The sequence below is a fragment of the Photobacterium sp. SP02 genome (assembly GCF_038519165.1).
GTDB classification, from domain to species: domain Bacteria; phylum Pseudomonadota; class Gammaproteobacteria; order Enterobacterales; family Vibrionaceae; genus Photobacterium; species Photobacterium halotolerans.
This window is the reverse complement of the sequence record NZ_JASJOJ010000018.1, coordinates 1-22,968: the sequence shown is the minus strand read 5'-3', so window position 1 is coordinate 22,968 and position 22,968 is coordinate 1. Positions and strand designations below refer to the sequence as shown.

Here is a 22,968-nt window from a genome sequence, read left to right as displayed (position 1 = left end):
AATTGCTGTCTATGCTGGTCACGCAAGCATGTTCCAGCCCTTAGCTTAATGAATCTTTACCGTAGCGACAATTGATGTCGATCCGGCGTTGTCCTGAAAAGGCGACAGAACACCGTGAGTTACAACATTATGGCACGCTTTTTTAAGCCGACTAAACGAATTGTCAGCGACACCAAACACAAAGAAGTGATGGTTTCACGTCTCGACCATCTGGGCTCTGGTATCGCCCATCTCGACCGCAAACCGGTTTTTATTCCGGGATTGCTGCCTGGCGAACGTGCGCTGGTGCAGCTCACTGACAATAAAAAACACTATGCCCGGGCGAAAGTCATCAAACGGCTGACTGACAGCCCTGAGCGCATTACACCTCAGTGTCCTGTTTATGACCAGTGTGGTGGGTGTAACTTGCAACATCTCTCTCATTCTGCCCAGGTATCGGCTAAGCGCCAGTCTCTGGGGGAGTTGATGGCGAAGTTTGCCTTGGGGGGAGAAAACGAGACGGCGACGGCATTAGTGCAGGACGAACCTGTGACCGGTGACCCGTGGCAGTACAGACGGAGCGCGCGTTTCAGCCTTAGGTTTGAATCCGGCAAAGGGCTGTGTTTTGGTTTTCGCCAGGAGCAGAGCAAAGAGATTGTTGATATTGAGCATTGTCCTGTACTGGCGGCTTCGCTGAATGCTCTGCTGCCGCCTTTGCGTGAATTACTGGCGCAATTGCAGGGTCGCCGGAACCTGGGGCACGTCGAGCTGGTCGAAGCCGATAATGGCCCTGTGGTCTTGATCCGACATCTCAAACCATTTTCTGACCCGGATATGACGAGCATTCAGCAATTTGCTGACAGTCATCATGTTATGCTTTTCCTGGCGCCGGAACCTGATGAAGTGACTCAGCTGGCCGGTGACACACCTTGCTATGCTGTGAACGGTTTGACGCTGCAGTTCTCGCCCAAAGATTTCATTCAGGTGAACCGGACGGTGAATGCCCGGATGATAGAGCAGGCACTGGACTGGCTGGATATTCAGCCGCAGGACAGAGTGCTGGATCTTTTCTGCGGCCTGGGTAATTTCAGTTTACCGCTGGCTCAGAAAGCGCAGCAAGTCGTCGGTGTCGAAGGGGTGGATGAGATGGTGCAGCGGGCCAGTGACAACGCGGCACGGAATCAGCTCGCGAATACGGCTTTTTATCAGGGTAATCTTGAGCAGGGGATTGAGTCGTTCAGCTGGGCCAGCAAAGGTTTCGACAAAGTATTGCTGGATCCGGCACGCGCGGGTGCTGCCGGGGTAATGAAAGAAGTGGCAGCGCTATCACCCAGCCGGATTTTATATGTCTCCTGCAATCCGTCCACGCTGGCGCGGGACAGTCAGGTACTGTTGCAACAGGGCTACCAGTTGCAACGGCTGGGAATGCTGGATATGTTTCCCCATACGGGGCACTTAGAATCTATGGCACTGTTTATCCGCACCTGATGCCAGGCTGAGCCTGCGAAGGCCGCCGGGAGTAACAGAAAAGCCATCCGTAATAACGCTATACAGGACAGAATCATGGTCGCAGTTCGCGGTGCGCATTTGAAGGAAAACGCTAAATTTGAGTTGGTACCCTGGGTAGAGAGTCTGCTGCAGGATGCTAAAACCTCGGACCGTCTGATCCAAACTTATCAGCGCTGTGAAGCGCATCTGGACAACAAGGAAGCGGCCGGCCAGTTATTGTGGCGTGGCCGGGAAATGGTTGAAATCCTGGTGATGCTCAGTATGGATACCGACACCCTGGTGGCGGCCCTGCTGTTCCCGCTTGTTGAAGGTGGCTTCTACAAGAGTGATGACATCAAAGAGGAATACGGCCAGACCATTCTGCAAATGGTCAAGGGCGTCAAGCAGATGGCGGCAATCAGCCAGTTGAATGCCATTAAAGAAGGCGCGGCGCAATCGGCACAGGTCGATAATATTCGCCGCATGCTGCTTTCTATGGTGGACGACTTCCGCTGCGTGGTGATCAAACTGGCCGAGCGTATCTGTAATCTGCGTGAAGTGAAGGACGAGCCGGATAATGTTCGTCGTGCCGCCGCGCGGGAGTGTTCCAATATCTATGCTCCGCTGGCAAACCGTCTAGGTATCGGTCAGCTTAAATGGGAAATCGAAGATTACGCGTTTCGCTACAAACACCCGGAGACTTATAAGCAGATCGCCAAACAGCTGTCTGAGCGTCGTATCGACCGGGAACACTACATCGACCATTTCGTGAAGGATCTGGATGAGTCGATGAAAGCCTCGAATATCAAGGCTGAGGTGCATGGACGCCCCAAGCATATCTACAGCATCTGGCGCAAAATGCAGAAAAAGAATCTCGCCTTTGATGAGCTGTTCGATGTGCGTGCGGTGCGTATTATCGCGGACCAGCTGCAGGACTGCTATGCGGCACTGGGGGTGGTGCATACCAAATACCGCCATCTGCCCAAAGAATTCGATGACTATGTAGCCAACCCTAAACCTAACGGTTATCAGTCGATCCACACTGTGGTGATCGGCCCGGAAGGCAAAACCATTGAGATCCAGATCCGCACCAAGCAGATGCACGAAGAGTCCGAGCTGGGGGTGGCCGCGCACTGGAAATACAAAGAATCCGGCACCTCTGCCGGCGCCCATTCTGCCTATGATGAGAAAATCAACTGGCTGCGTAAGCTGCTGGCCTGGCAGGAAGAAATGTCCGACTCCGGCGAAATGCTCGAAGAGCTGCGCAGTCAAGTCTTCGACGACAGGGTCTATGCCTTCACCCCGAAAGGGGATGTGGTCGATCTGCCCTTGAATGCCACCCCGCTCGATTTCGCCTACCACATTCACTCTGAGGTCGGCCACCGTTGTATCGGGGCCAAAGTGGAAGGGCGAATTGTGCCTTTCACTTATCACCTGCAAATGGGCGATCAGGTCGAAATCATCACCCAGAAAGAGCCGAATCCATCGCGTGACTGGCTGAATCCGAACCTGGGCTTTGTCAATTCCAGCCGGGCACGAGCCAAGGTGCATGCCTGGTTCCGCAAGCAAGACAGAGATAAAAACATCACGGCTGGGCGGGAAATTCTGGAGCAGGAGCTGCATAAAATCGGCGCCACCATGAAAGATGCCGAGTCCTACGCCCTGAAGCGCTTTAACGTGAACTCGACGGATGAGTTGTTCGCCGGTATCGGTAGCGGTGATCTGCGTATCAATCAGGTCATTAACCATATCAATGCGCTGGTGAATAAGCCCACGGCTGAAGAAGAAGATCAGCAGCTGTTGGAGCGTTTAACCGAGGCGGGCAGCAAGGCCAGCCAGAAAAAACCGCAGCGCGACGCCGTAGTGGTGGAAGGGGTGGATAACCTGATGACCCACCTGGCGCGTTGCTGCCAGCCCATTCCCGGCGATGACATAGTGGGCTTTGTGACACAGGGGCGGGGGATCTCGGTTCACCGCAGCGACTGTGAACAGCTGGAAGAACTGCGTCATGTCGCGCCGCAGCGGATCATTCATACTGTCTGGGGCGGCAGCTTTGCCGGGCGCTACACGCTGACCGTCAGGGTAACCGCTTCTGAGCGTAACGGCCTGATTAAAGATCTGACCAACACCATGCACAATGAAAAGGTCAAAGTGGCCGGGGTGAAAAGCCGGATCGATTTCAAAAAGCAGATGGCGATCATGGATTTTGATATTGAACTGACCGATCTCGACAGTCTGGGCAGACTGATCCTCCGCCTGGAGCAGGTGAAAGATGTCTTTGAAGCCAGACGACTGCACTGATCTCATCCTATCGACAGAACGGGCCCCGGCCCGTTTTCTGCCCAATGACAACGCTACACAGAGCACAGGAAAACCATTATGAGCGACAAGCCCATCAGCATCTTACTTTCCATCATGACGCAGCTGCGCGACCCGCAGCGGGGGTGCCCCTGGGATCTCAAACAGGATTTTGCCTCTATCGTGCCTCACACGCTGGAGGAAGCCTATGAAGTGGCAGATGCCATTGCCGAAGAGAACTGGGATGATGTGAAGGAGGAGTTGGGCGATCTGTTATTTCAGGTGATCTTCTACAGCCAGCTGGCGAAAGAAAAAAGCTTGTTTGATTTTGATGATGTGGTCGGCGCGATCAACCACAAACTGATTCGTCGCCATCCTCATGTTTTTGCAGATAAAGATTTCGCCGATGAAGCTGCGATACATGCGAACTGGGAAGCGGAAAAGGCCAAAGAGCGTGCAGAAAAAGGGCAGGATGACAGTATTCTGGCTAATATCCCTAAGGCAATGCCTGCGCTGAACCGGGCCGATAAAATCCAGAAACGTTGCGCCCGGTTGGGTTTTGACTGGCCAACACTGGGACCGGTGGTTGACAAAGTGCAGGAAGAAATCGACGAAGTGATGGAAGAAGCCCATCAGGCGGTACCCAATCAGGAACGTATCGAAGAGGAGATCGGCGATCTGCTGTTTGCTGTGGTGAACCTGAGCCGGCACCTGAAAGTGAAACCGGAAATGGCCTTGCACAAAGCCAACCGTAAGTTCGAACGCCGGTTTCGCGAAGTGGAGCGCTGTGTGCTGGAACAGGGCAAGCAGATTGACGCTTGTTCACTGGATGAGCTGGATGCCGAGTGGGAAAATGTTAAGCGCAAGGAAAAGTCTGTTTCAGCATCAAAGTGAGTACTAACCCGCAAGCGGACTTTCCATCAAGGATACCGGGCTTGATTTGGAACAAAAAGCGTCTGGGTTTACTGTGATAGTTTTCACGTTGTGGCAATAAAATGTGTCTGGTATACTAATTTCCCGTCCAGATACTTTTTATCCTCTACACCAATCTTCCAGGTTAAACATGACAACGAATTACATTTTTGTGACGGGCGGTGTTGTATCCTCCCTAGGTAAAGGTATTGCTGCAGCCTCACTGGCGGCCATCTTAGAGGCCCGTGGTCTGAAAGTGACCATGATGAAGCTAGACCCTTACATTAACGTTGATCCAGGCACTATGAGCCCGATTCAACACGGTGAAGTATTCGTTACGGAAGACGGTGCAGAGACCGACCTTGACCTTGGTCACTATGAGCGTTTTATCCGTACCAAGATGACCAAGCGCAACAACTTTACTGCTGGCCGTGTCTATGAAGACGTGCTGCGTAAAGAGCGTCGCGGTGACTATCTGGGTGCGACCATTCAGGTCATCCCTCATATTACTAACGCTATCAAAGAGCGTGTGATTGCCGGTGCAGAAGGCCACGACGTCGCTATCGTCGAAGTGGGCGGTACGGTCGGTGATATCGAGTCCCTGCCATTTATGGAAGCGATTCGCCAACTGGGCGTGCAGCTGGGCCGTGAGCGTGCGATGTTTATGCACCTGACTCTGGTGCCTTACCTGGCCGCGGCCGGTGAAGTGAAAACCAAGCCTACTCAGCACTCAGTCAAAGAACTGCTGTCTATCGGTATTCAGCCGGATGTGCTGATCTGCCGTTCTGACCGCATGATTCCGGCCAATGAGCGAGCCAAGATTGCCTTGTTCTGTAACGTGCCGGAAAAAGCCGTTATCTCAATGAAAGACGTTGACTCCATCTACAAGATCCCTCAGCTGATTAAGTCGCAGGGTCTGGATGAACTGGTGTGTCAGCGCTTTGGTATTACCGCCCCGGAAGCCGATCTGAGCGAGTGGGAGCGCGTTATCTATGAAGATGCCAATCCGACCGGTGAAGTGACTATCGGTATGGTGGGCAAATACACCGAACTGCCGGATGCGTATAAGTCAGTCAACGAAGCACTGAAGCATGCGGGTCTGAAAAACCGCTTGTCTGTGACCATCAAATACGTTGATTCACAGGATGTTGAATCAAAAGGCGTAGAAATGCTGGCAGGTCTGGATGCGATTCTGGTACCGGGCGGTTTTGGTGGTCGTGGTGTTGAAGGCAAGATCATGACAGCGCAATATGCGCGTGAAAACAACATCCCTTATCTGGGCATCTGCCTGGGTATGCAGGTGGCGCTGATCGAGTTCGCCCGAAATGTGGCGGGCATGAGCGGTGCTCACTCGACGGAATTTGACGCTAAATCACCGTATCCTGTGGTGGGCCTGATCACTGAATGGGTCGACAGCGAAGGTAACGTGGAAGAGCGCACGGAAGAGTCGGATCTGGGCGGTACTATGCGTCTGGGTTCTCAGCTGTGCCATCTGGAAGAGGGCAGCAAAGCCCGTGAAATGTACGGCAGTGCAACCATTCACGAGCGTCACCGTCACCGTTACGAAGTGAACAACAACCTGCTGCCTCAGCTGAAAGAAGCAGGCCTGAAAATCTCCGGCCTGTCTGCTGACAAGAAGCTGGTAGAGATTATCGAAGTGCCGAATCACCCTTGGTTTGTGGCCGCTCAGTTCCACCCTGAGTTCACCTCAACACCTCGCGATGGCCATCCTTTGTTTGAAGGATTCGTCAAAGCGGCTGGTCAGCACCAGCGTGGTGAGTTCGAAGAGAAATAAGTTACAAACAGCTGTTGCACATGGAGTGCGGCAGCTTTTTTTTCGCTTTTTTAAATCAAAATAAAGCAAGAGGAAACACTATGTCTAAGATCGTTAAAGTTTTGGGTCGTGAAATCATCGACTCACGCGGTAACCCGACAGTGGAAGCTGAAGTCCACCTGGAAGGTGGTTTTGTTGGTATGGCTGCGGCACCTTCTGGTGCATCAACGGGTTCCCGCGAAGCTCTGGAGCTGCGTGACGGCGACAAATCTCGTTTCCTTGGCAAAGGTGTACTGAAAGCCGTTGAAGCGGTTAACGGTCCTATTGCTCAGGCACTGGTTGGTAAAGACGCGAAAAGCCAAGCGGACATCGACCAAATCATGATCGACCTGGACGGCACTGAAAACAAATCTAAGTTTGGTGCTAACGCTATCCTGGCTGTCTCTCTGGCGAACGCAAAAGCGGCCGCGGCTGCAAAAGGCATGCCTCTGTACGAGCACATTGCAGAACTGAACGGCACTCCGGGCCAGTTCTCTATGCCTCTGCCAATGATGAACATCATCAACGGTGGTGAGCACGCTGATAACAACGTCGACATCCAGGAATTCATGATCCAGCCAGTCGGTGCTAAAACACTGAAAGAAGGTCTGCGTATCGGTGCTGAAGTGTTCCACAACCTGGCCAAAGTACTGAAAGCCAAAGGTCTGAGCACAGCCGTTGGTGATGAAGGCGGTTTCGCACCAAACCTGGAATCTAACGCTGCGGCACTGGCTGCTATCAAAGAAGCGGTTGAAGCGGCAGGTTATGTACTGGGTAAAGACGTCACGCTGGCGATGGACTGTGCGGCTTCTGAGTTCTATGACAAAGAAGCTGGCAACTACAACATGAAAGGCGAAGGCAAAATCTTCACATCTGAAGAGTTTAACTTCTACCTGCAGGATCTGGCGAACCAGTACCCAATCGTGTCTATCGAAGACGGTCTGGACGAGTCTGACTGGGATGGCTTCAAGCACCAGACAGAACTGCTGGGCGATAAACTGCAACTGGTGGGTGACGATCTGTTCGTGACTAACACCAAGATCCTGAAAGAAGGTATCGACAAAGGTATCGCGAACTCTATCCTGATCAAGTTCAACCAGATCGGTTCTCTGACTGAAACGCTGGCTGCTATCAAGATGGCGAAAGATGCCGGTTACACCGCTGTTATCTCTCACCGTTCCGGTGAAACTGAAGATGCAACGATTGCTGATCTGGCAGTGGGTACCGCAGCAGGTCAAATCAAGACAGGTTCTATGAGCCGTTCTGACCGTGTTGCTAAGTACAACCAGCTGATCCGTATCGAGGAAGCGCTGGGCGAGAAAGCACCGTATAACGGTCTGAAAGAAGTGAAAGGTCAGGCATAAGTCTGAAGCTTCACTTTTGTCACTTTGAGTGACCCCGGATGATAAGCCGCTCAACAGAGCGGCTTTTTTCTGTCCGAATGGCGGGTCCGGAACTGGTCACATACGGCGCTTTATGGGATTATTACCGCCTTAGAGGCTGATGAGATAGCCTGTCGACTTGTGTTAATCACCCAAGAATGAGGCTTGCATGCGTGTATTCAGTGCAGTGTTACTGCTGGTATTATCCTGGCTGCAGTACGAATTCTGGTCCGGCAAGAATGGCATGTCTGATTATATGGCGCTTAAAAACAATGTGGCGCTACAGCAAAAAGCGAATGCCGAACTGGTGCAGCGTAACCAGCAGATGTATGCAGAAATCAATGATTTGCATCAGGGCCTGGAAGCGGTAGAAGAGCGTGCCCGGCATGAGCTGGGTATGATCAAGCCCGGAGAAACTTTTTTCCGCATAGTCGGTGACCATTCTCTCTAGGAGTGGTCACTCAGTGTTAACTTGGCAGTAAACCCATCATGACTCAAACCTTAACGGCGGTAGTGCCTGCTGCAGGTGTTGGCAGCCGTATGCAGGCCGACAGGCCGAAGCAGTATCTGGTTATCGCTGGCAAAACGATACTGGAACATACGGTGGACAGTTTGTTACAGCACCCCGCTATCGGCCGGGTAGTGATTGCGATCAGTGACGGCGATCCTTATTTTAACCATCTGCCTCTGGCCCGTCGTCCGGATGTCGTCGTGGTACCTGGCGGTCGCGAACGTGCCGATTCGGTGTTTTCCGGTCTGGCCACACTGGCAGATGATGACTGGGTGCTGGTACACGATGCTGCCCGTCCCTGCCTGCATCAGGATGATTTGTCCCGTCTGATTGAACAGGCACAACAGCATGCCTTTGGTGCCATTCTGGCCGCGCCGGTGCGCGATACCATGAAACGTGGCAACGGCCGGCAAACTATTGCGGCAACAGTGGATCGCACCGACCTCTGGCATGCACTGACCCCCCAGATGTTTCGGGTCAGACAGCTCAGAGATGCCATGGTCAAATCGCTGGCGGAAGGGGCTGTGCTCACAGACGAAGCATCGGCGCTGGAATATTGCGGCTTTTCGCCGCTGCTGGTGCCCGGTCGGGCTGATAACCTGAAAGTCACTCAGCCTGAAGATCTGGCACTGGCTGAATTTTACCTGCAGCAACGACAAAAGGAGCAGGCATAATGCGAATTGGACACGGTTTTGACGTACACAAGTTTGGCGGTGATGGCCCGGTGATCATCGGCGGGGTAGCAGTACCTTATGAACAGGGTCTGATTGCTCACTCCGATGGTGATGTCGCTCTGCATGCTGTGTGTGATGCGCTGCTGGGCGCGATAGGTGCTGGTGATATCGGCCGTCATTTCCCTGATACCGATGCGGAGTGGGCGGGGGCAGACAGTCGCATGCTGCTGCGTGACGTGTACGCCAAGGTGAAAGCGAAAGGCTACCGCCTGGGCAATCTGGATGTCACAATTATTGCGCAGGCACCGAAAATGGCGCCTTATATTGAACAAATGTGCCAAACCATTGCCGACGATCTCGACACCACGGTCGATAATATTAATGTAAAGGCCACAACGACTGAACGTTTGGGTTTTACGGGCCGCAAAGAAGGCATAGCCTGCGAAGCGGTCGTTTTGCTGCGCTCGCTCTGACGCCGCCCCTTCCTGTATAACGGAAAGAATATGACAATTGATATGGACAGCCTGAGTTGGCTGCATGGTAAACCTGTCTGCCAGGGACGAAGCAAAGTTCGTCCGGAAGATTTTATCGTCAAAGAGCAACTGGGTTTTGACTTCACCGGCAGTGGTGAGCATTTCATGGTGAAGATCCGTAAAACCGGCGAGAACACCAAATATGTTGTCAACGAGCTGGCGAAAGCGTGCGGAGTGAAATCCCGCGATGTCAGCTGGGCTGGCCTGAAAGACAGGCACGCGGTGACCGAGCAGTGGCTGAGTGTGCATCTGCCGGGTAAACCAGACCCGGATTTGACACCATTTGTCGCCGAGCATCCCGGTGTTGAAGTGCTGGCGACTGATCGTCACGACAAAAAACTGCGTCCCGGCGATCTGGCCGGCAACCATTTTGAGTTGCGTCTGACCGAGCTGGATAACCCTCAGGATCTCGACGCGCGTCTGGTTAAGATTCAACAGCAGGGCGTGCCGAATTACTTTGGGGCGCAGCGTTTCGGCCATGACGGCAATAACGTGGTCAAAGCCAGAGCCTGGGGCAACGATGAGTTTCGTGTCCGCGACAAGAGTAAGCGCAGTTTCTACCTGTCAGCCGCCCGTTCCTGGCTGTTTAATCTGGTGTTGTCCCAGCGTATTGCCGATGGCAAGGCTGATACCTTGTTGGCGGGTGACTGTGTTCAGCAACAGGGCAGAGAAGACTGGCAGCTGGTTGAGCAAATCACGCCTGAATGGCAGGCACAGGTGGCGGCGGGCGAGTGGCTGATCACCGCGCCTGTGACCGGTGACAATGCGCTGCCCAGCCAGGGTGAGGCGGCGGCTTTTGAAATGGCGGTGATTGAGCAGGAGCCATTGCTGCTGAAACTGATCCGCGATAACAGGATGCGACATGAACGTCGTGCCCTGATGCTGCGTCCGGCGGACATGCACTGGCAACTGCATGCTGATCAGCTGGAGGTACAGTTCTCCTTGCCTGCAGGGTGTTTCGCCACGGCAGTATTGAGAGAGCTGATTGATGAGCCTGAGCAGAAGGATGGCAGATATGCGAATTTTGATCAGTAATGATGATGGCATCTTTGCTGAAGGAATCAACACACTGGCCGATACCCTCAAAGAGCTGGGTGAGGTGTATGTGGTGGCACCGGATCGTAATCGCAGCGGTGCCTCCAATTCACTGACACTGGAAACCCCTTTGCGTGTCCGTGAAGAAGGCATCAGGCGTATGTCGGTGGAAGGGACGCCAACGGACTGTGTACACTTCGCGCTGAACGAGTGGCTGACCGATAAACCGGATATCGTGGTGGCCGGGATTAATCACGGCGCCAACCTGGGTGATGATGTGCTGTATTCAGGCACAGTGGCTGCCGCGACGGAAGGGCATTTTCTCGGCGTACCGGCCATTGCCGTGTCTTTAGTCGGGCGTGAACATTTTGCGACGGCCGCTCAGGTCGTCAAAGAAGTGGTGGGGCGTTTGATGGCGCAGCCGCTGCCGAGAAATAAAATTCTCAATATCAATGTGCCGGATGTGCCTTTGTCTGAACTGGGCGAATGGCAGGTAACGCGCCTGGGTGCCCGTCACCGCGCGGAAAAAATGGTCAGGGATGTCGATCCCCGCGGCAAAACGATTTACTGGCTTGGTCCTCCCGGGAGTTGCCAGGATGCCGGACCAGGTACAGACTTTTATGCAATAGAACACAAGCAAGTATCAATTACACCGCTTCAGGTTGATCTGACAGCACACGATGCGCTGGACGACTTGGCACAGTGGATGAAACAAGTGGAGAGCAACTGATAATGCGCTATGCGGAACAACGCCATAGCCTGATGGAATATTTGTCTCAGCAGGGGATAGCAGACCGTAGGGTATTGCGGGTAATGGATACGGTTCCCCGTGAGCATTTTATTGATGAAGCCTTGTCGCACAAGGCTTACGAGAATAATGCCCTGCCCATCGGGCGTGGGCAGACCATCTCACAGCCTTATATTGTGGCCAGAATGACAGAGTTGCTTGCCTTGCAACCCGGCACCCGAGTGCTGGAGATTGGTACCGGCTCAGGCTACCAGACCGCGATTCTGTCTCGTATGGTGGAGCATGTTTACTCGGTTGAACGCATTAAGGCTTTGCAGTGGCAGGCCAAGCGCCGTTTCAAACAGCTGGACTTACATAATATCTCGACCAAGCATGGTGATGGCTGGCAGGGATGGTCAAGTAAAGGGCCATTCGATGCCATCATAGTGACCGCTGCCGCGGAGGTCGTCCCGCCGGCGTTGCTGGAGCAACTGTCCGAAGGGGGGCGCCTGGTGATCCCTGTCGGTGAGCAGCACCAGATGCTGAAACGCATCCGCTTACTGGATGGCCACTATGTGACAGATGAAATTGCGCCGGTCCGATTTGTGCCTCTGGTGGCAGGGGAGCTGGCGTAGCGCATGAAAGGTTTTAGCGGAAAAAAGCACAAAGTTCCTATGGTACTGGCAGCCTGTTTGTTGCTGTCGGCCTGTGCCACTTATCCGCCTGACGGCGCGAATTATGACAACACCCGACCTGGCAGCTACCGCGGCAGTTACTATGAAGTGCAAAAAGGTGACACCCTTTATTTTATCTCTTACCTTTCAGGTCGTGATGTTAACGACTTGATTGCACTTAATCAGCTGACGCCCCCTTATACGATCTATCCCGGCCAGAAATTGTTTCTGTGGAAGTCCAAATACGTCGCCCCTCAGTTTGGCCAAAAAGTGGCAGCTCAGCCTGCGCCACCGATCAATAAAAAACCGCCAGCGCCCCCCAAGCGGGAAGCTGTGCCTTATCAGCCAGTAGTTGTGGTCGGTCCAGTTGCGACAGCTGCTGTCGCTTCAGGTACCGCAGCTGCTTCAACGGCTGTGGTGGTTGCTAAACCACCAGTAAAATCAACCCCCCCGGGTAAACCGGTTAAAACAGCGCCTCAGACCAAAGCGAATCCGGTTACAACACCTGCAAAAACCGTGCAAAAAAGCGTCAATAAAGATGTTGATCGCGCTCCCACAAAAGAGTACTCTCAAGACTCAAAAGTTAACAAAGTTGTTACAAACAAGGTTGGCACAAGTGACAAGGCAGGCAAGACGCCAGCAGCTGTCGCTGACAAGGTTGATACCTGGGTATGGCCGGCGAAGGGAAGAGTCATTTCCGGCTTTTCCAGCAGTGATAATGGCAACAAAGGCATTGATATTGCAGGCCAGAGAGGCCAGGACGTCAACGCAACAGCTGCAGGGAAAGTAGTGTATGCCGGCAATGCATTACGGGGTTATGGCAACCTTGTCATTATAAAGCACAATGACGACTACTTAAGTGCTTATGCACATAACGACAGAGTACTCGTCAGGGAGCAAGATACGGTAACCGCAGGGCAAAAAATTGCTTTGATGGGCAGCTCGGGAACGAACAATGTCCGACTGCACTTTGAGATCCGTTATAAAGGCAAGTCAGTGAATCCGCTCAAGTACCTGCCAAACTGACAGACTGCTCGGGCGTGGTGAACCGGATTTGCAAAACGCTATCTGGGAGGCGCTATGAGCAGAAGTAATGCAGCTACTGATATCGAAAACTACGAAGAGTTTGAAGATGAGATGGAGCTTGATGTTGAAGAGCAGGAAGCCGACGTTTCAGCAAAAGCAGACTCAGAGGTTGATGACGCCGACGAAGATTTGGATATCTCGTCCTACAGTGTCACTCAGAAAGCACTGGATGCCACTCAGCTTTATCTCGGCGAAATCGGCTTTTCCCCACTTTTAACCGCCGAAGAAGAAGTTCTCTATGCCCGCCGTGCGCTGCGGGGTGATGAAGTCGCCCGCAAACGCATGATCGAAAGTAACCTGCGTTTAGTGGTGAAGATCTCCCGCCGTTACAGTAACCGTGGTCTTGCCCTGCTGGATCTTGTCGAAGAGGGTAACCTGGGCCTGATCCGCGCGGTGGAAAAATTCGACCCTGAGCGTGGTTTCCGTTTCTCTACCTATGCAACCTGGTGGATCCGTCAGACCATTGAACGGGCTATCATGAACCAGACCCGGACCATCCGCTTACCGATTCATGTGGTGAAAGAGCTGAATGTCTATCTGCGTACGGCTCGTGAGCTGGCTCAGAAGCTGGATCATGAACCCACAGCGGAAGATATTGCCCTGCAGCTGGATAAGTCGGTGGATGATGTGAACCGCATGCTGCGTCTCAATGAACGTGTCGGCTCGGTCGATAACCCGATTGGCGGAGATACTGAAAAAGCCCTGCTGGATATTATCCCGGATGAACGTTGCGGCGGCCCGGAAACCTCCACGCAAGATGACGATATGAAAACCTCTATTGTCACCTGGCTGCAGGAACTGAACCCCAAACAGCGTGAAGTGCTGGCCCGACGTTTTGGTCTGCTGGGCTATGAAGCCTCTACCCTTGAAGATGTTGGTCGCGAGATTGGCCTGACCCGAGAGCGTGTGCGTCAGATCCAGGTCGAAGGTCTGCGCCGTCTGCGTGATATGCTGACACATCAGGGCCTGAATATTGAATCCCTGTTCAATCAGGAAATTTGAGGCAAGCGCCCTTCTTAAGTGCATGCTGACACAACGAAAATAGACACAAGAACCAAAAACAAGAAGCTAGAAATAAGAAACACGGTAAAAAGGTAAAAGAAAGGACGCTGCGGCGTCCTTTCTTGATCGTGCCGGATCCGTTACCTGGGATCCGTTACAACAACGCTTTTAAACGGTACAGCTCATCCAGAGCTTGCCTTGGTGTCAGCTCATCCGGATTCAGACGCGCCAGCGCTTCTTCGACTTCGCTGGGCTCAGGGATCAGCGAGAGTTGCTGATTATCTGCGCGCTGCGTCTGCGGCTGGTCCATGGCGTGCTGGTGACCCGTGGTCTCCAGTTGCTGCAGCTTTTGCTTGGCGCGCTTGATCACCGATTTAGGAACACCTGCCAGGCTGGCAACCGCCAGACCGAAAGACTTGCTGGCCGCTCCTTCCTGCACTGCGTGCATAAAGGCAATTTCATCACCGTGCTCAATGGCATCCAGGTGGACATTGGCCAGCCCGGTTATCAGTGACGGCAACTCGGTCAGCTCGAAATAGTGAGTGGCAAACAGCGTCATGGCCGCAATTTTTTCTGCCAGCCATTCGGCACTGGCCCAGGCAAGAGAAAGCCCGTCATAGGTACTGGTACCACGGCCGATTTCATCCATCAGCACCAGGCTGTTTTCCGTGGCGTTATGAAGAATATTGGCGGTTTCCGTCATTTCCACCATGAAGGTGGAGCGGCCTGAGGCCAGATCGTCCGAAGCACCGATCCGGGTGAAAATGCGATCCAGAGGCCCGATAGTGGCGGAATCTGCCGGTACATAAGCGCCGACATGTGCCATCAGCGCGATCAGCGCGGTCTGACGCATATAGGTGGATTTACCGCCCATGTTCGGACCTGTGATGATCAGCATGCGGCGATCCTGGTGTAACGAGATCGGGTTAGCAATGAAAGGCGCATCCAGCACCTGCTCGACCACCGGGTGCCGGCCGGCATTGATCTCAAGGCCGGGTTTATCGCTCAGTGTCGGGCGGCAGTAATTCAGGGTATCTGCACGTTCAGCCAGGTTGGCCAGCACATCCAGCTCCGACAGCGCGGCTGCGGTCTGCTGCAACTGAGCCAGATGCGGCAGCAGGCTGTCAAACAGGGCTTCCCAGAGCTGTTTTTCCAGCGCCAGTGCTTTGGACTTGGAGTTAAGGACTTTATCTTCGTGCTCTTTCAGCTCAGGGATAATGTAACGTTCCGCATTTTTCAGCGTCTGACGGCGAACATAATGGCTCGGTACTTTGTGGCTCTGACCGCGGCTGATCTGAATATAAAAGCCATGCACCTGATTAAAACCGACTTTCAGGCTGTCGATGTCATGGCGCTCACGTTCGCGCGCTTCCAGCTCAGCCAGGAATTTGGTGGCACCATCGGCCAGATCGCGCCACTCGTCCAGCTCGGCATTGTAGCCAGGTGCCAGCACGCCACCGTCACGGATAATGACAGGCGGGTTTTCAATAATAGCGTGTTCCAGCAGGCTGCAAATCTCGTCCATCGGCTGACTTTGTTCAGCCAGCTGGCGCAGTGATTGGCTGTTTAACTCGGCCAGCAGCTCAGCCAGGGCGGGCAGATGCTGCAGTGCCGTACGCATGCGGGCAAGATCCCGCGGCCGGGCCGAGCGCAATGCCAGTCGGGCCAGGATCCTTTCCAGATCGCCCATGTGACGCAGCACGCCGGCCAGCTCGGCGAACATGCCGCTGTCTTTCAGGTTGCCGATGGCATCCAGGCGCAGATTCAGTTGCTGACGGTTTCTGACGGGCTGATGCAGCCAGCGTTTGAGCAGGCGGCTGCCCATGGGGGTGGCCGTATGGTCCAGCACGGAAGCCAGCGTATTCTCTGTGCCGCCGGCCAGGTTCTGGGTCAGTTCCAGATTACGCCGGGTAGCGGCGTCCAGGATCACTGATTGTTCCTGGGTATCCCGGGTGATGGCACGAATGTGAGGCAGCGCGGTGCGCTGAGTATCTTTCACATATTGCAGCAGGCAGCCGGCCGCACACAGGCCGAACTCATCGTTTTCAACGCCAAACCCCACCAGATCACGGGTGCCGAATTGCAGCGTCAGCTGCTGGCGAGCAGTGTCCAGATCAAACTCCCACACCGGGCGTCGGCGTGCCCCTTTCATATGGCTGAAAAGGTCAGGCAGAGGAAAATCTTCCGGATACAGCAACTCGACCGGACTGGTACGCTGCAGCTCGGCCTGCATGGCTTCTTCGGTATCGGGCTCAATCAGCATGAAACGGCCGGAGGTGATGTCCAGCGTGGCATAGCCGAAGCGGCCATTCTGACAGAAAATCGCCGCAATCAGGTTATCGCGTCTTTCCTGAAGCAGCGCCTCATCGCTGACGGTCCCGGGTGTGACAATACGCACAACTTGGCGTTCAACCGGCCCTTTGCTGGTGGCAGGATCGCCAATCTGCTCGCATATTGCGACGGAAACGCCTAACTGAACCAGCTTGGCGAGATAACCTTCAACGGCATGGTAAGGCACGCCAGCCATAGGTATGGGCTGGCCGTTGCTTGAACCTCGCTTGGTGAGCGAAATATCCAGCAGTTGAGAAGCTTGCTTGGCATCATCAAAGAAGAGTTCATAGAAATCCCCCATGCGGTAAAACATCAGCACATCAGGGTTTTCAGCTTTCAGCCTCAAATATTGCTGCATCATGGGTGTGTGTGTTTCTAAACCTTTTATTGTCACGCTGTTGCCCGCATCAAACCGAGAAAAATCAGGCCGTCTAGGATACGTGAAAGCGTAATAGTGGCAAAGGGGGGAAGCGCAATTTCATGTCGCGACTAATGCTTGAAGCGCCCATACCATCCTAGTAAGGTGTCGGCATTGACTGTGTACGGAGGAAAGCCGATGGTGACGACATCTTTGTCAGCGCAGCTTGGTCAGGCACTGAAAATCCAGCAATGGCTCGCCACTACCGCAGAATCCTGTACCGGTGGCGGTGTCTCTGCTGCGATCACGGATATTGCGGGCAGTTCTGCCTGGTTTGACCGGGCATTTATTACCTATAGCAATGACGCCAAGCAGGAGATGCTGGGCGTTAAACCTGAAACCCTGGCTCAGTACGGCGCGGTGAGTGAGCCTGTGGTGCAGGAGATGGCGACAGGTGCGCTGGCACATTCTCTGGCCTCTATCAGCGTGGCTATCAGCGGTATTGCCGGGCCTGATGGCGGCACGCCGGATAAACCGGTCGGCACTGTGTGTTTTGCCTGGGCGGATACCACAGGCTGGCTGGGTGCCGAAACCTGTCATTTTCGTGGAGACCGGCAGGCGGTGCGTGCGCAGGCTATCGAGCGTGCATTGCAAGGTTTACTTGAGCGCCTGAACACTCTGCAGTGAAGATCACACTCTTGCCCGGCCTGGCAGCCGGTCAGGAAAAAAATGCCATACAGTGCTAGACACTGTATGAATAGACAGTATACTAACCAGTAATTTGAATATTGAATTAGCATCCGTTGGAGAGTCGAATGGACGACAACAAACAGAAGGCTCTTGCCGCTGCCCTGGGTCAGATCGAAAAGCAGTTCGGTAAAGGCTCCATTATGAAGCTGGGTGATAACCGTACGATGGACATTGAGACCATCTCAACCGGTTCATTGTCTCTGGATATTGCACTGGGTGCCGGCGGCCTGCCAATGGGTCGTATCGTCGAAATTTATGGTCCGGAGTCGTCAGGTAAAACAACCCTGACACTGGAAACCATTGCCGCCGCGCAGCGCAAGGGTAAAACCTGTGCCTTTATCGATGCAGAGCATGCGCTGGATCCGATTTATGCCAAGAAGCTGGGTGTGGATATTGATCAGCTGCTGGTGTCACAGCCGGATACCGGCGAGCAGGCACTGGAAATCTGTGATGCCCTGGCCCGTTCCGGCGCTGTCGATATGATAGTGGTCGACTCCGTTGCCGCGCTGACACCAAAAGCCGAAATCGAAGGCGAAATGGGTGATTCGCACATGGGCTTGCAGGCGCGTATGTTGTCTCAGGCCATGCGTAAGCTGACGGGTAACCTGAAACAGTCTAACTGTATGTGTATCTTCATCAACCAGATCCGTATGAAGATCGGTGTGATGTTCGGTAACCCGGAAACCACAACAGGCGGTAACGCACTGAAATTTTATGCTTCTGTTCGTCTGGATATCCGCCGTACCGGCGCTATCAAAGAAGGCGATGAAGTGGTGGGTAACGAAACCCGCATTAAAGTGGTCAAGAACAAGATTGCCGCACCGTTCAAGCAAGCTGAAACCCAAATACTTTATGGTCAGGGCTTCAACCGTTTAGGCGAGCTGGTTGACCTTGGTGTGAAGAACAAACTAGTAGACAAAGCAGGCGCTTGGTATAGCTATAAAGGCGATAAGATTGGTCAGGGCAAGGCCAATGTTTGTAAGTACCTTGGTGAGCATCCAGAAATTGCTGAAGAGCTTGATAAGAAGCTGCGTGAGTTGCTGCTGAACCCTGCCAATGTTTCAGAAGCCGATGCTGAGCTTGTGAATACAGAGACTGATAAAGTCGATGCTCAGGATGAAGCTTTTTAATCACGACGCATGATGTCACGGCTGGTTAGCCGGAGCAGTCATTCTTTAACGGGCGCTGTGCAGAGGTGAAATCACCCATGCCAGTGCCCGTTTTGTATTTACAATCGATGTACCTGAGTCGTTTGAGGGGCATGGAATGAACCCGTCATTTATTTTACGTAGGTATACGTCAATCGGGGAGGTATCTAGGTGAGAAGGCAAGCACCTAAAATCTCGGCCAAAGAAGCGGCCGTAGGTTATCTGTCACGGCGTGACCATGCCCAGCGAGAGTTGCAGCAGAAGCTCAAGCAGCGCGGTTACAGCGAACAGGAGATCAGTGACGCGGTCGCCTATTGCCAGGATTACAACTGGCTGGATGATGCCCGCTACGCGGCCATGGCGTTGCGAAACGGGGTATCAAAAGGCTGGGGCATGCTGCGCATCAAACAGGAAATGAAGATGAAAGGGGTGCATGACTTGTGTATCAAGCAAGCACTGGAAGATGCCGAAGTGGATTGGTTCGAACAGGCCAGAGCGGTGGCGCAACGCAAGTTTGGTGACACTCAGATGGACACACCGAAAGAAAAAGCCCGCCGATTACGTTTTATGCAATCAAGAGGTTTTGATTTCGACCAGATTCGCTATGCCTTAGCGGTTGAAGATGAATACTGAGGCTGATTCTGCCATTGTGTTAACAGAACATTTCCCGTCAAACCCGCGTTGTTTTACAATAGCCGGTAAACCTTTTATCTTAGATTGATTAAACCTGCATGTTAGCTGAACTTTGCTGTTCGGCAGCAGGCAACTGGGGCGCAGTTGCAGGCAGGGGGATTAACACAGCATTATTCAGGATTGTCAAATGTACATGAGCACTGATGAGATTCGCCGTGCGTTTCTTACGTTTTTTGAAAGCAAAGGCCACCAGATAGTCGAAAGTTCGTCGCTGGTTCCCGCCAACGACCCGACCCTGCTGTTTACAAATGCAGGTATGAACCAGTTTAAAGATACTTTTCTGGGTCTGGAAAAGCGTAATTACTCCCGAGCGACCACGGCGCAGCGCTGTGTACGTGCTGGTGGTAAACACAATGACCTGGAGAATGTCGGCTTTACTGCCCGTCACCATACTTTCTTTGAAATGCTGGGTAATTTCAGCTTTGGTGACTACTTCAAAGAAGAAGCAATTCAGTATGGTTGGGAGTTTCTGACCGGTGTGCTGAAATTGCCGAAAGAGCGTTTGCTGGTCACTGTGTATCAGACCGATGATGAGGCCTTTGATATCTGGCATAAGGTGATTGGTTTACCGGAAGATCGCATTATCCGCATTGGCGACAAAACCGGCGGTAAGGCGTACGAGTCTGATAATTTCTGGCAGATGGGCGACACCGGCCCGTGCGGACCTTGCACTGAAATTTTCTACGATCACGGTGATCATATCTGGGGTGGTCCTCCGGGTTCGCCGGAAGAAGACGGCGATCGCTTTATTGAGATCTGGAACATCGTTTTCATGCAGTTTAACCGTCAGGCCGACGGCCAGATGGATTCGCTGCCCAAGCCTTCTGTCGACACAGGCATGGGGATCGAGCGTTTGGCGGCCATCATGCAAAACGTTCACTCAAACTATGAAATAGATATCTTCCAGGCGCTGATCAAAGAAGCGGCCTCTGTGATTGGTTATGACGATCTGACTAACCAGTCTCTGCGGGTTGTTGCTGACCATATCCGTTCCTGTGCTTTCCTGATTGTGGATGGTGTGATGCCGTCTAACGAAGGCCGCGGTTATGTTCTGCGCCGTATCATTCGTCGTGCGGTACGCCACGGTAACAAACTGGGTGCGAGCGGTGCTTTCTTCCACAAGCTTGTTGGTCCTCTGGCTGAGGTCATGGGTAGCGCTGGCGAGACACTGAAACAGCAGCAGGCCATGGTTGAGAAAGTGTTGAAGATCGAAGAAGAAAACTTTGGTCGTACGCTGGATCGCGGTATGTCGATCCTCAATGAAGCGATTGATGCATTGGATGGCAAAGTGCTGGACGGTGAAACTGTCTTTAAACTGTACGATACCTATGGTTTCCCTGCTGATCTGACCAACGATGTTGCGCGTGAGCGTGGTTTCAGCATTGATGAAGAAGGCTTCAACAATGCCATGGAAGCACAGCGTCAGCGTGCCCGTGAAGCCGGTCAGTTCGGCGTTGATTATAACGACAGCGTGAAAGTGGATGCGGAAACTGAGTTTTGCGGTTATGACGGCACTCAGGGTGAAGGTCAGATTGTAGCGCTTTTCCGTGACGGTGAAGCGGTGGACACTGTGGCTGCCGGCGACAAAGCGCTGATCATTCTGGACCACACACCGTTTTATGCTGAGTCTGGTGGTCAGTGTGGCGACACAGGACTGCTTTCTGCCACGGGTGTGGTTTTCACCGTGGAAGACACGCAGAAGTTTGGTGACGCGATTGGCCATCAGGGCACCCTGAGCGAAGGCGCTTTGTCTGTGGGTGATCGTGTGAATGCCCAGGTTGATGCTAAGCGCCGTGCGGCTATAAGTCTGAACCACTCAGCCACGCACCTGCTGCATGCGGCCCTGCGCCAGGAACTGGGTGAGCACGTGGCTCAAAAAGGCTCACTGGTGAAACCTGATGGTCTGCGTTTTGACTTCTCGCACCTGGAGTCAGTCAAACCTGAGCAATTGCGCAAGATTGAACGCATTGTCAACGAACAAATCCGCCTGAACCATGTGATTGAAACCAATGTCATGGACATTGAATCCGCAAAATCCAAAGGCGCGATGGCGCTGTTTGGCGAGAAATACAATGACCAAGTGCGCGTACTGAGCATGGGGGATTTCTCGACTGAGCTGTGCGGTGGTATTCATGCCCGCCAGACCGGTGATATCGGCCTGTTCAAGATAGTGTCGGAAGGGGGGATCGCCGCGGGTATCCGTCGTATCGAAGCGGTGACGGGCGAAGGCGCCATTGCGCTGCTGCATGAGCAGGACAGCCTGCTGGCCGAAACGGCCAGTCTGGTGAAATCGGATTCAGCATCTGTGGCCATCAAAGTGAATGCTTTGGTCGCTCACAGTAAGCAGCTGGAGAAAGAAATCCAGCAACTGAAAGACAAGCTGGCCGCCCAGGAAAGCGCGGATCTGATTAATCAGGTGCAAGAAATTAATGGTACTAAGGTCTTGATTGCTAAGTTGGACGGTGCAGATAACAAAGCACTGCGTGGTATGGTAGACGAGCTGAAAAACAAGCTGGGAAGCGGCGTTGTTGTCTTGGGTAACGTCAGTGACGGCAAGGTTGGCCTGATAGCGGGTGTCACCAAAGATGTGATTGCGAAAGTCAAAGCTGGCGATCTGGTGAATATGGTGGCTCAGCAGGTTGGCGGCAAAGGCGGCGGTCGTCCTGATATGGCTCAGGCAGGCGGTACAGATGCCGGCGCGTTACCCGCCGCACTGGAAAGTGTATCGCCTTGGTTGACCGAGCGCCTTTAACGAAGCGCTTTGATTGCAGAACGGCGACTTAAGGGTTGATGTTGACTGTGGTACAGTCGACATCAATCATTAAAAAAGTGCTACAATTACAGACAATTGAGTCGTTGAACCTGACAGAATATGTAATGGCGAGTGGTCGAGTACAGTTTTTGGGCCTGATCTGAGTGGTACGCCAGATGCAGAAAATGTTTGTGGTTGATTGTTAAAGTCTGGATAATCGCCCACTTCTCGCTGTTTCTTGAGCAGTGACCATGAACTCTATGGGCTTTTTTGTATAAAAAAGCTTTATAAACACTAATTACAAGTAAGATTACTCAAGGAGCAATCGAATGCTAATTTTGACTCGTCGCGTAGGTGAGACGCTAATGATCGGTGACGAAGTAACCGTGACCGTACTTGGCGTAAAGGGAAATCAGGTTCGCATCGGTGTTAATGCGCCGAAAGAAGTGTCTGTTCACCGTGAAGAGATCTACATGCGTATACAGGCAGAAAAAGATACCGGAACACAGGGTTCAGGTAACTACTAATTCCTGTTTTATAAAGAGGTCGGCTAATTAGCTGGCCTTTTTTGTTTTTGTGCGCTGACAACGCGCCAGGTCAGTGAAAATTATGATGAAGTCACCACCCGGGAAGCTTTTGATAGCGGTTTGGTGATTAAGTGTTCAGCCAGCGATGGAAAGGCGCTTTTTCTCAATAAAGTGTTTGACTTATTTTTGCCTGACAGTAATATGAGCGACCGCAAGACGGTGAGGTGGCCGAGAGGCTGAAGGCGCTCCCCTGCTAAGGGAGTATACGGTTTATCCCGTATCGAGGGTTCGAATC

At 53.0% G+C, this 22,968-nt stretch carries 20 protein-coding genes; 18 read left to right on the top strand and 2 right to left on the bottom strand.

Features of this window, described 5'->3' with window-relative positions; all coding sequences use genetic code 11:
* The first annotated feature begins 129 nt into the window (after positions 1–129).
* The 13 genes from rlmD (at position 130) to rpoS (ending at position 14,114) form a co-directional block, all read left to right on the top strand.
* Positions 130–1,467 (top strand): 23S rRNA (uracil(1939)-C(5))-methyltransferase RlmD, encoded by a 1,338-nt coding sequence (gene rlmD / locus P0Y67_RS09960; protein ID WP_342391784.1) that lies wholly within the window; start codon positions 130–132, stop codon positions 1,465–1,467.
* 75 nt (positions 1,468–1,542) lie between these two features.
* Positions 1,543–3,768 (top strand): GTP diphosphokinase, encoded by a 2,226-nt coding sequence (relA, locus tag P0Y67_RS09955; protein ID WP_027253563.1) that lies wholly within the window; start codon positions 1,543–1,545, stop codon positions 3,766–3,768.
* 78 nt (positions 3,769–3,846) lie between these two features.
* Entirely contained in the window at positions 3,847–4,659 is an 813-nt protein-coding gene (gene mazG / locus P0Y67_RS09950) for a nucleoside triphosphate pyrophosphohydrolase (RefSeq protein WP_342391750.1), read from the top strand.
* Between the two features lie 169 nt (positions 4,660–4,828).
* Entirely contained in the window at positions 4,829–6,472 is a 1,644-nt protein-coding gene (locus P0Y67_RS09945) for a CTP synthase (RefSeq protein ID WP_027253561.1), read from the top strand.
* Between the two features lie 80 nt (positions 6,473–6,552).
* Positions 6,553–7,854 (top strand): phosphopyruvate hydratase, encoded by a 1,302-nt coding sequence (eno, locus tag P0Y67_RS09940; RefSeq protein WP_027253560.1) that lies wholly within the window; start codon positions 6,553–6,555, stop codon positions 7,852–7,854.
* Between the two features lie 187 nt (positions 7,855–8,041).
* Entirely contained in the window at positions 8,042–8,323 is a 282-nt protein-coding gene (ftsB, locus tag P0Y67_RS09935) for a cell division protein FtsB (RefSeq protein ID WP_192015721.1), read from the top strand.
* A gap of 38 nt (positions 8,324–8,361) precedes the next feature.
* Positions 8,362–9,057 carry a 2-C-methyl-D-erythritol 4-phosphate cytidylyltransferase gene (gene ispD, locus P0Y67_RS09930; RefSeq protein ID WP_342391749.1) on the top strand — a complete coding sequence of 232 codons (696 nt, stop codon included), beginning with the start codon at positions 8,362–8,364 and terminating at the stop codon, positions 9,055–9,057.
* Complete coding sequence (gene ispF, locus P0Y67_RS09925; protein WP_027253557.1) at positions 9,057–9,530, top strand: 2-C-methyl-D-erythritol 2,4-cyclodiphosphate synthase; 474 nt, start codon at positions 9,057–9,059, stop codon at positions 9,528–9,530. Before ispD ends, ispF begins: the two co-directional genes overlap by 1 nt.
* Positions 9,531–9,560: 30 nt before the next feature.
* Positions 9,561–10,625 (top strand): tRNA pseudouridine(13) synthase TruD, encoded by a 1,065-nt coding sequence (gene truD / locus P0Y67_RS09920; protein WP_342391748.1) that lies wholly within the window; start codon positions 9,561–9,563, stop codon positions 10,623–10,625.
* On the top strand, positions 10,606–11,355 hold the full coding sequence (gene surE / locus P0Y67_RS09915) for a 5'/3'-nucleotidase SurE (protein ID WP_192015717.1): 750 nt from the start codon (positions 10,606–10,608) through the stop codon (positions 11,353–11,355). The genes truD and surE overlap by 20 nt, the downstream gene beginning before the upstream one ends.
* A 2-nt stretch (positions 11,356–11,357) precedes the next feature.
* On the top strand, positions 11,358–11,987 hold the full coding sequence (locus P0Y67_RS09910) for a protein-L-isoaspartate(D-aspartate) O-methyltransferase (RefSeq protein WP_192015716.1): 630 nt from the start codon (positions 11,358–11,360) through the stop codon (positions 11,985–11,987).
* Between the two features lie 3 nt (positions 11,988–11,990).
* Entirely contained in the window at positions 11,991–13,052 is a 1,062-nt protein-coding gene (locus P0Y67_RS09905; protein ID WP_342391747.1) for a peptidoglycan DD-metalloendopeptidase family protein, read from the top strand.
* 54 nt (positions 13,053–13,106) lie between these two features.
* Positions 13,107–14,114 (top strand): RNA polymerase sigma factor RpoS, encoded by a 1,008-nt coding sequence (gene rpoS, locus P0Y67_RS09900; RefSeq protein ID WP_192015714.1) that lies wholly within the window; start codon positions 13,107–13,109, stop codon positions 14,112–14,114.
* A 154-nt stretch (positions 14,115–14,268) separates the two neighbouring features.
* Here the strand turns inward: rpoS and mutS are convergent, their stop codons facing one another.
* A complete protein-coding gene (mutS, locus tag P0Y67_RS09895) occupies positions 14,269–16,839 on the bottom strand; it encodes a DNA mismatch repair protein MutS (RefSeq protein ID WP_342391746.1) in 2,571 nt (856 codons plus the stop codon).
* Positions 16,840–17,001: 162 nt separating this feature from the next.
* On the opposite strand from mutS, the gene pncC reads away from it, so the two are divergent.
* The 5 genes from pncC to csrA all read left to right on the top strand — a co-directional run bounded on the left by pncC (position 17,002) and on the right by csrA (position 22,673).
* On the top strand, positions 17,002–17,490 hold the full coding sequence (gene pncC, locus P0Y67_RS09890) for a nicotinamide-nucleotide amidase (protein ID WP_342391745.1): 489 nt from the start codon (positions 17,002–17,004) through the stop codon (positions 17,488–17,490).
* A gap of 128 nt (positions 17,491–17,618) precedes the next feature.
* A complete protein-coding gene (gene recA / locus P0Y67_RS09885; RefSeq protein ID WP_342391744.1) occupies positions 17,619–18,683 on the top strand; it encodes a recombinase RecA in 1,065 nt (354 codons plus the stop codon).
* A 189-nt stretch (positions 18,684–18,872) separates the two neighbouring features.
* Positions 18,873–19,334: a recombination regulator RecX gene (recX, locus tag P0Y67_RS09880; protein ID WP_342391743.1), complete on the top strand. Its 462-nt coding sequence runs from the start codon at positions 18,873–18,875 to the stop codon at positions 19,332–19,334.
* Positions 19,335–19,521: 187 nt separating this feature from the next.
* Positions 19,522–22,146, top strand: a complete 2,625-nt coding sequence (gene alaS, locus P0Y67_RS09875; protein ID WP_342391742.1) for an alanine--tRNA ligase — start codon at positions 19,522–19,524, stop codon at positions 22,144–22,146.
* A 329-nt stretch (positions 22,147–22,475) separates the two neighbouring features.
* On the top strand, positions 22,476–22,673 hold the full coding sequence (csrA, locus tag P0Y67_RS09870) for a carbon storage regulator CsrA (RefSeq protein ID WP_027253546.1): 198 nt from the start codon (positions 22,476–22,478) through the stop codon (positions 22,671–22,673).
* An 80-nt stretch (positions 22,674–22,753) separates the two neighbouring features.
* On the opposite strand, the gene P0Y67_RS09865 is transcribed toward csrA, so the two are convergent.
* Positions 22,754–22,968 (bottom strand): hypothetical protein (locus tag P0Y67_RS09865; RefSeq protein WP_342391741.1); only part of this gene is annotated, 215 nt, incomplete at its 5' end.

Excerpts from the sequence above, each read along its gene's own strand:
- rlmD (WP_342391784.1), top strand. The coding sequence starts at position 130 with ATGGCACGCTTTTTTAAGCCGACTAAACGAATTGTCAGCGACACCAAA.
- truD (WP_342391748.1), top strand. The coding sequence starts at position 9,561 with ATGACAATTGATATGGACAGCCTGAGTTGGCTGCATGGTAAACCTGTC.
- surE (WP_192015717.1), top strand. The coding sequence starts at position 10,606 with ATGCGAATTTTGATCAGTAATGATGATGGCATCTTTGCTGAAGGAATC.
- pncC (WP_342391745.1), top strand. The coding sequence starts at position 17,002 with ATGGTGACGACATCTTTGTCAGCGCAGCTTGGTCAGGCACTGAAAATC.
- rpoS (WP_192015714.1), top strand. The coding sequence starts at position 13,107 with ATGAGCAGAAGTAATGCAGCTACTGATATCGAAAACTACGAAGAGTTT.
- mazG (WP_342391750.1), top strand. The coding sequence starts at position 3,847 with ATGAGCGACAAGCCCATCAGCATCTTACTTTCCATCATGACGCAGCTG.
- recA (WP_342391744.1), top strand. The coding sequence starts at position 17,619 with ATGGACGACAACAAACAGAAGGCTCTTGCCGCTGCCCTGGGTCAGATC.
- csrA (WP_027253546.1), top strand. The coding sequence starts at position 22,476 with ATGCTAATTTTGACTCGTCGCGTAGGTGAGACGCTAATGATCGGTGAC.
- P0Y67_RS09910 (WP_192015716.1), top strand. The coding sequence starts at position 11,358 with ATGCGCTATGCGGAACAACGCCATAGCCTGATGGAATATTTGTCTCAG.
- P0Y67_RS09905 (WP_342391747.1), top strand. The coding sequence starts at position 11,991 with ATGAAAGGTTTTAGCGGAAAAAAGCACAAAGTTCCTATGGTACTGGCA.
- ispD (WP_342391749.1), top strand. The coding sequence starts at position 8,362 with ATGACTCAAACCTTAACGGCGGTAGTGCCTGCTGCAGGTGTTGGCAGC.
- relA (WP_027253563.1), top strand. The coding sequence starts at position 1,543 with ATGGTCGCAGTTCGCGGTGCGCATTTGAAGGAAAACGCTAAATTTGAG.
- ftsB (WP_192015721.1), top strand. The coding sequence starts at position 8,042 with ATGCGTGTATTCAGTGCAGTGTTACTGCTGGTATTATCCTGGCTGCAG.
- eno (WP_027253560.1), top strand. The coding sequence starts at position 6,553 with ATGTCTAAGATCGTTAAAGTTTTGGGTCGTGAAATCATCGACTCACGC.
- ispF (WP_027253557.1), top strand. The coding sequence starts at position 9,057 with ATGCGAATTGGACACGGTTTTGACGTACACAAGTTTGGCGGTGATGGC.
- alaS (WP_342391742.1), top strand. The coding sequence starts at position 19,522 with ATGTACATGAGCACTGATGAGATTCGCCGTGCGTTTCTTACGTTTTTT.
- P0Y67_RS09945 (WP_027253561.1), top strand. The coding sequence starts at position 4,829 with ATGACAACGAATTACATTTTTGTGACGGGCGGTGTTGTATCCTCCCTA.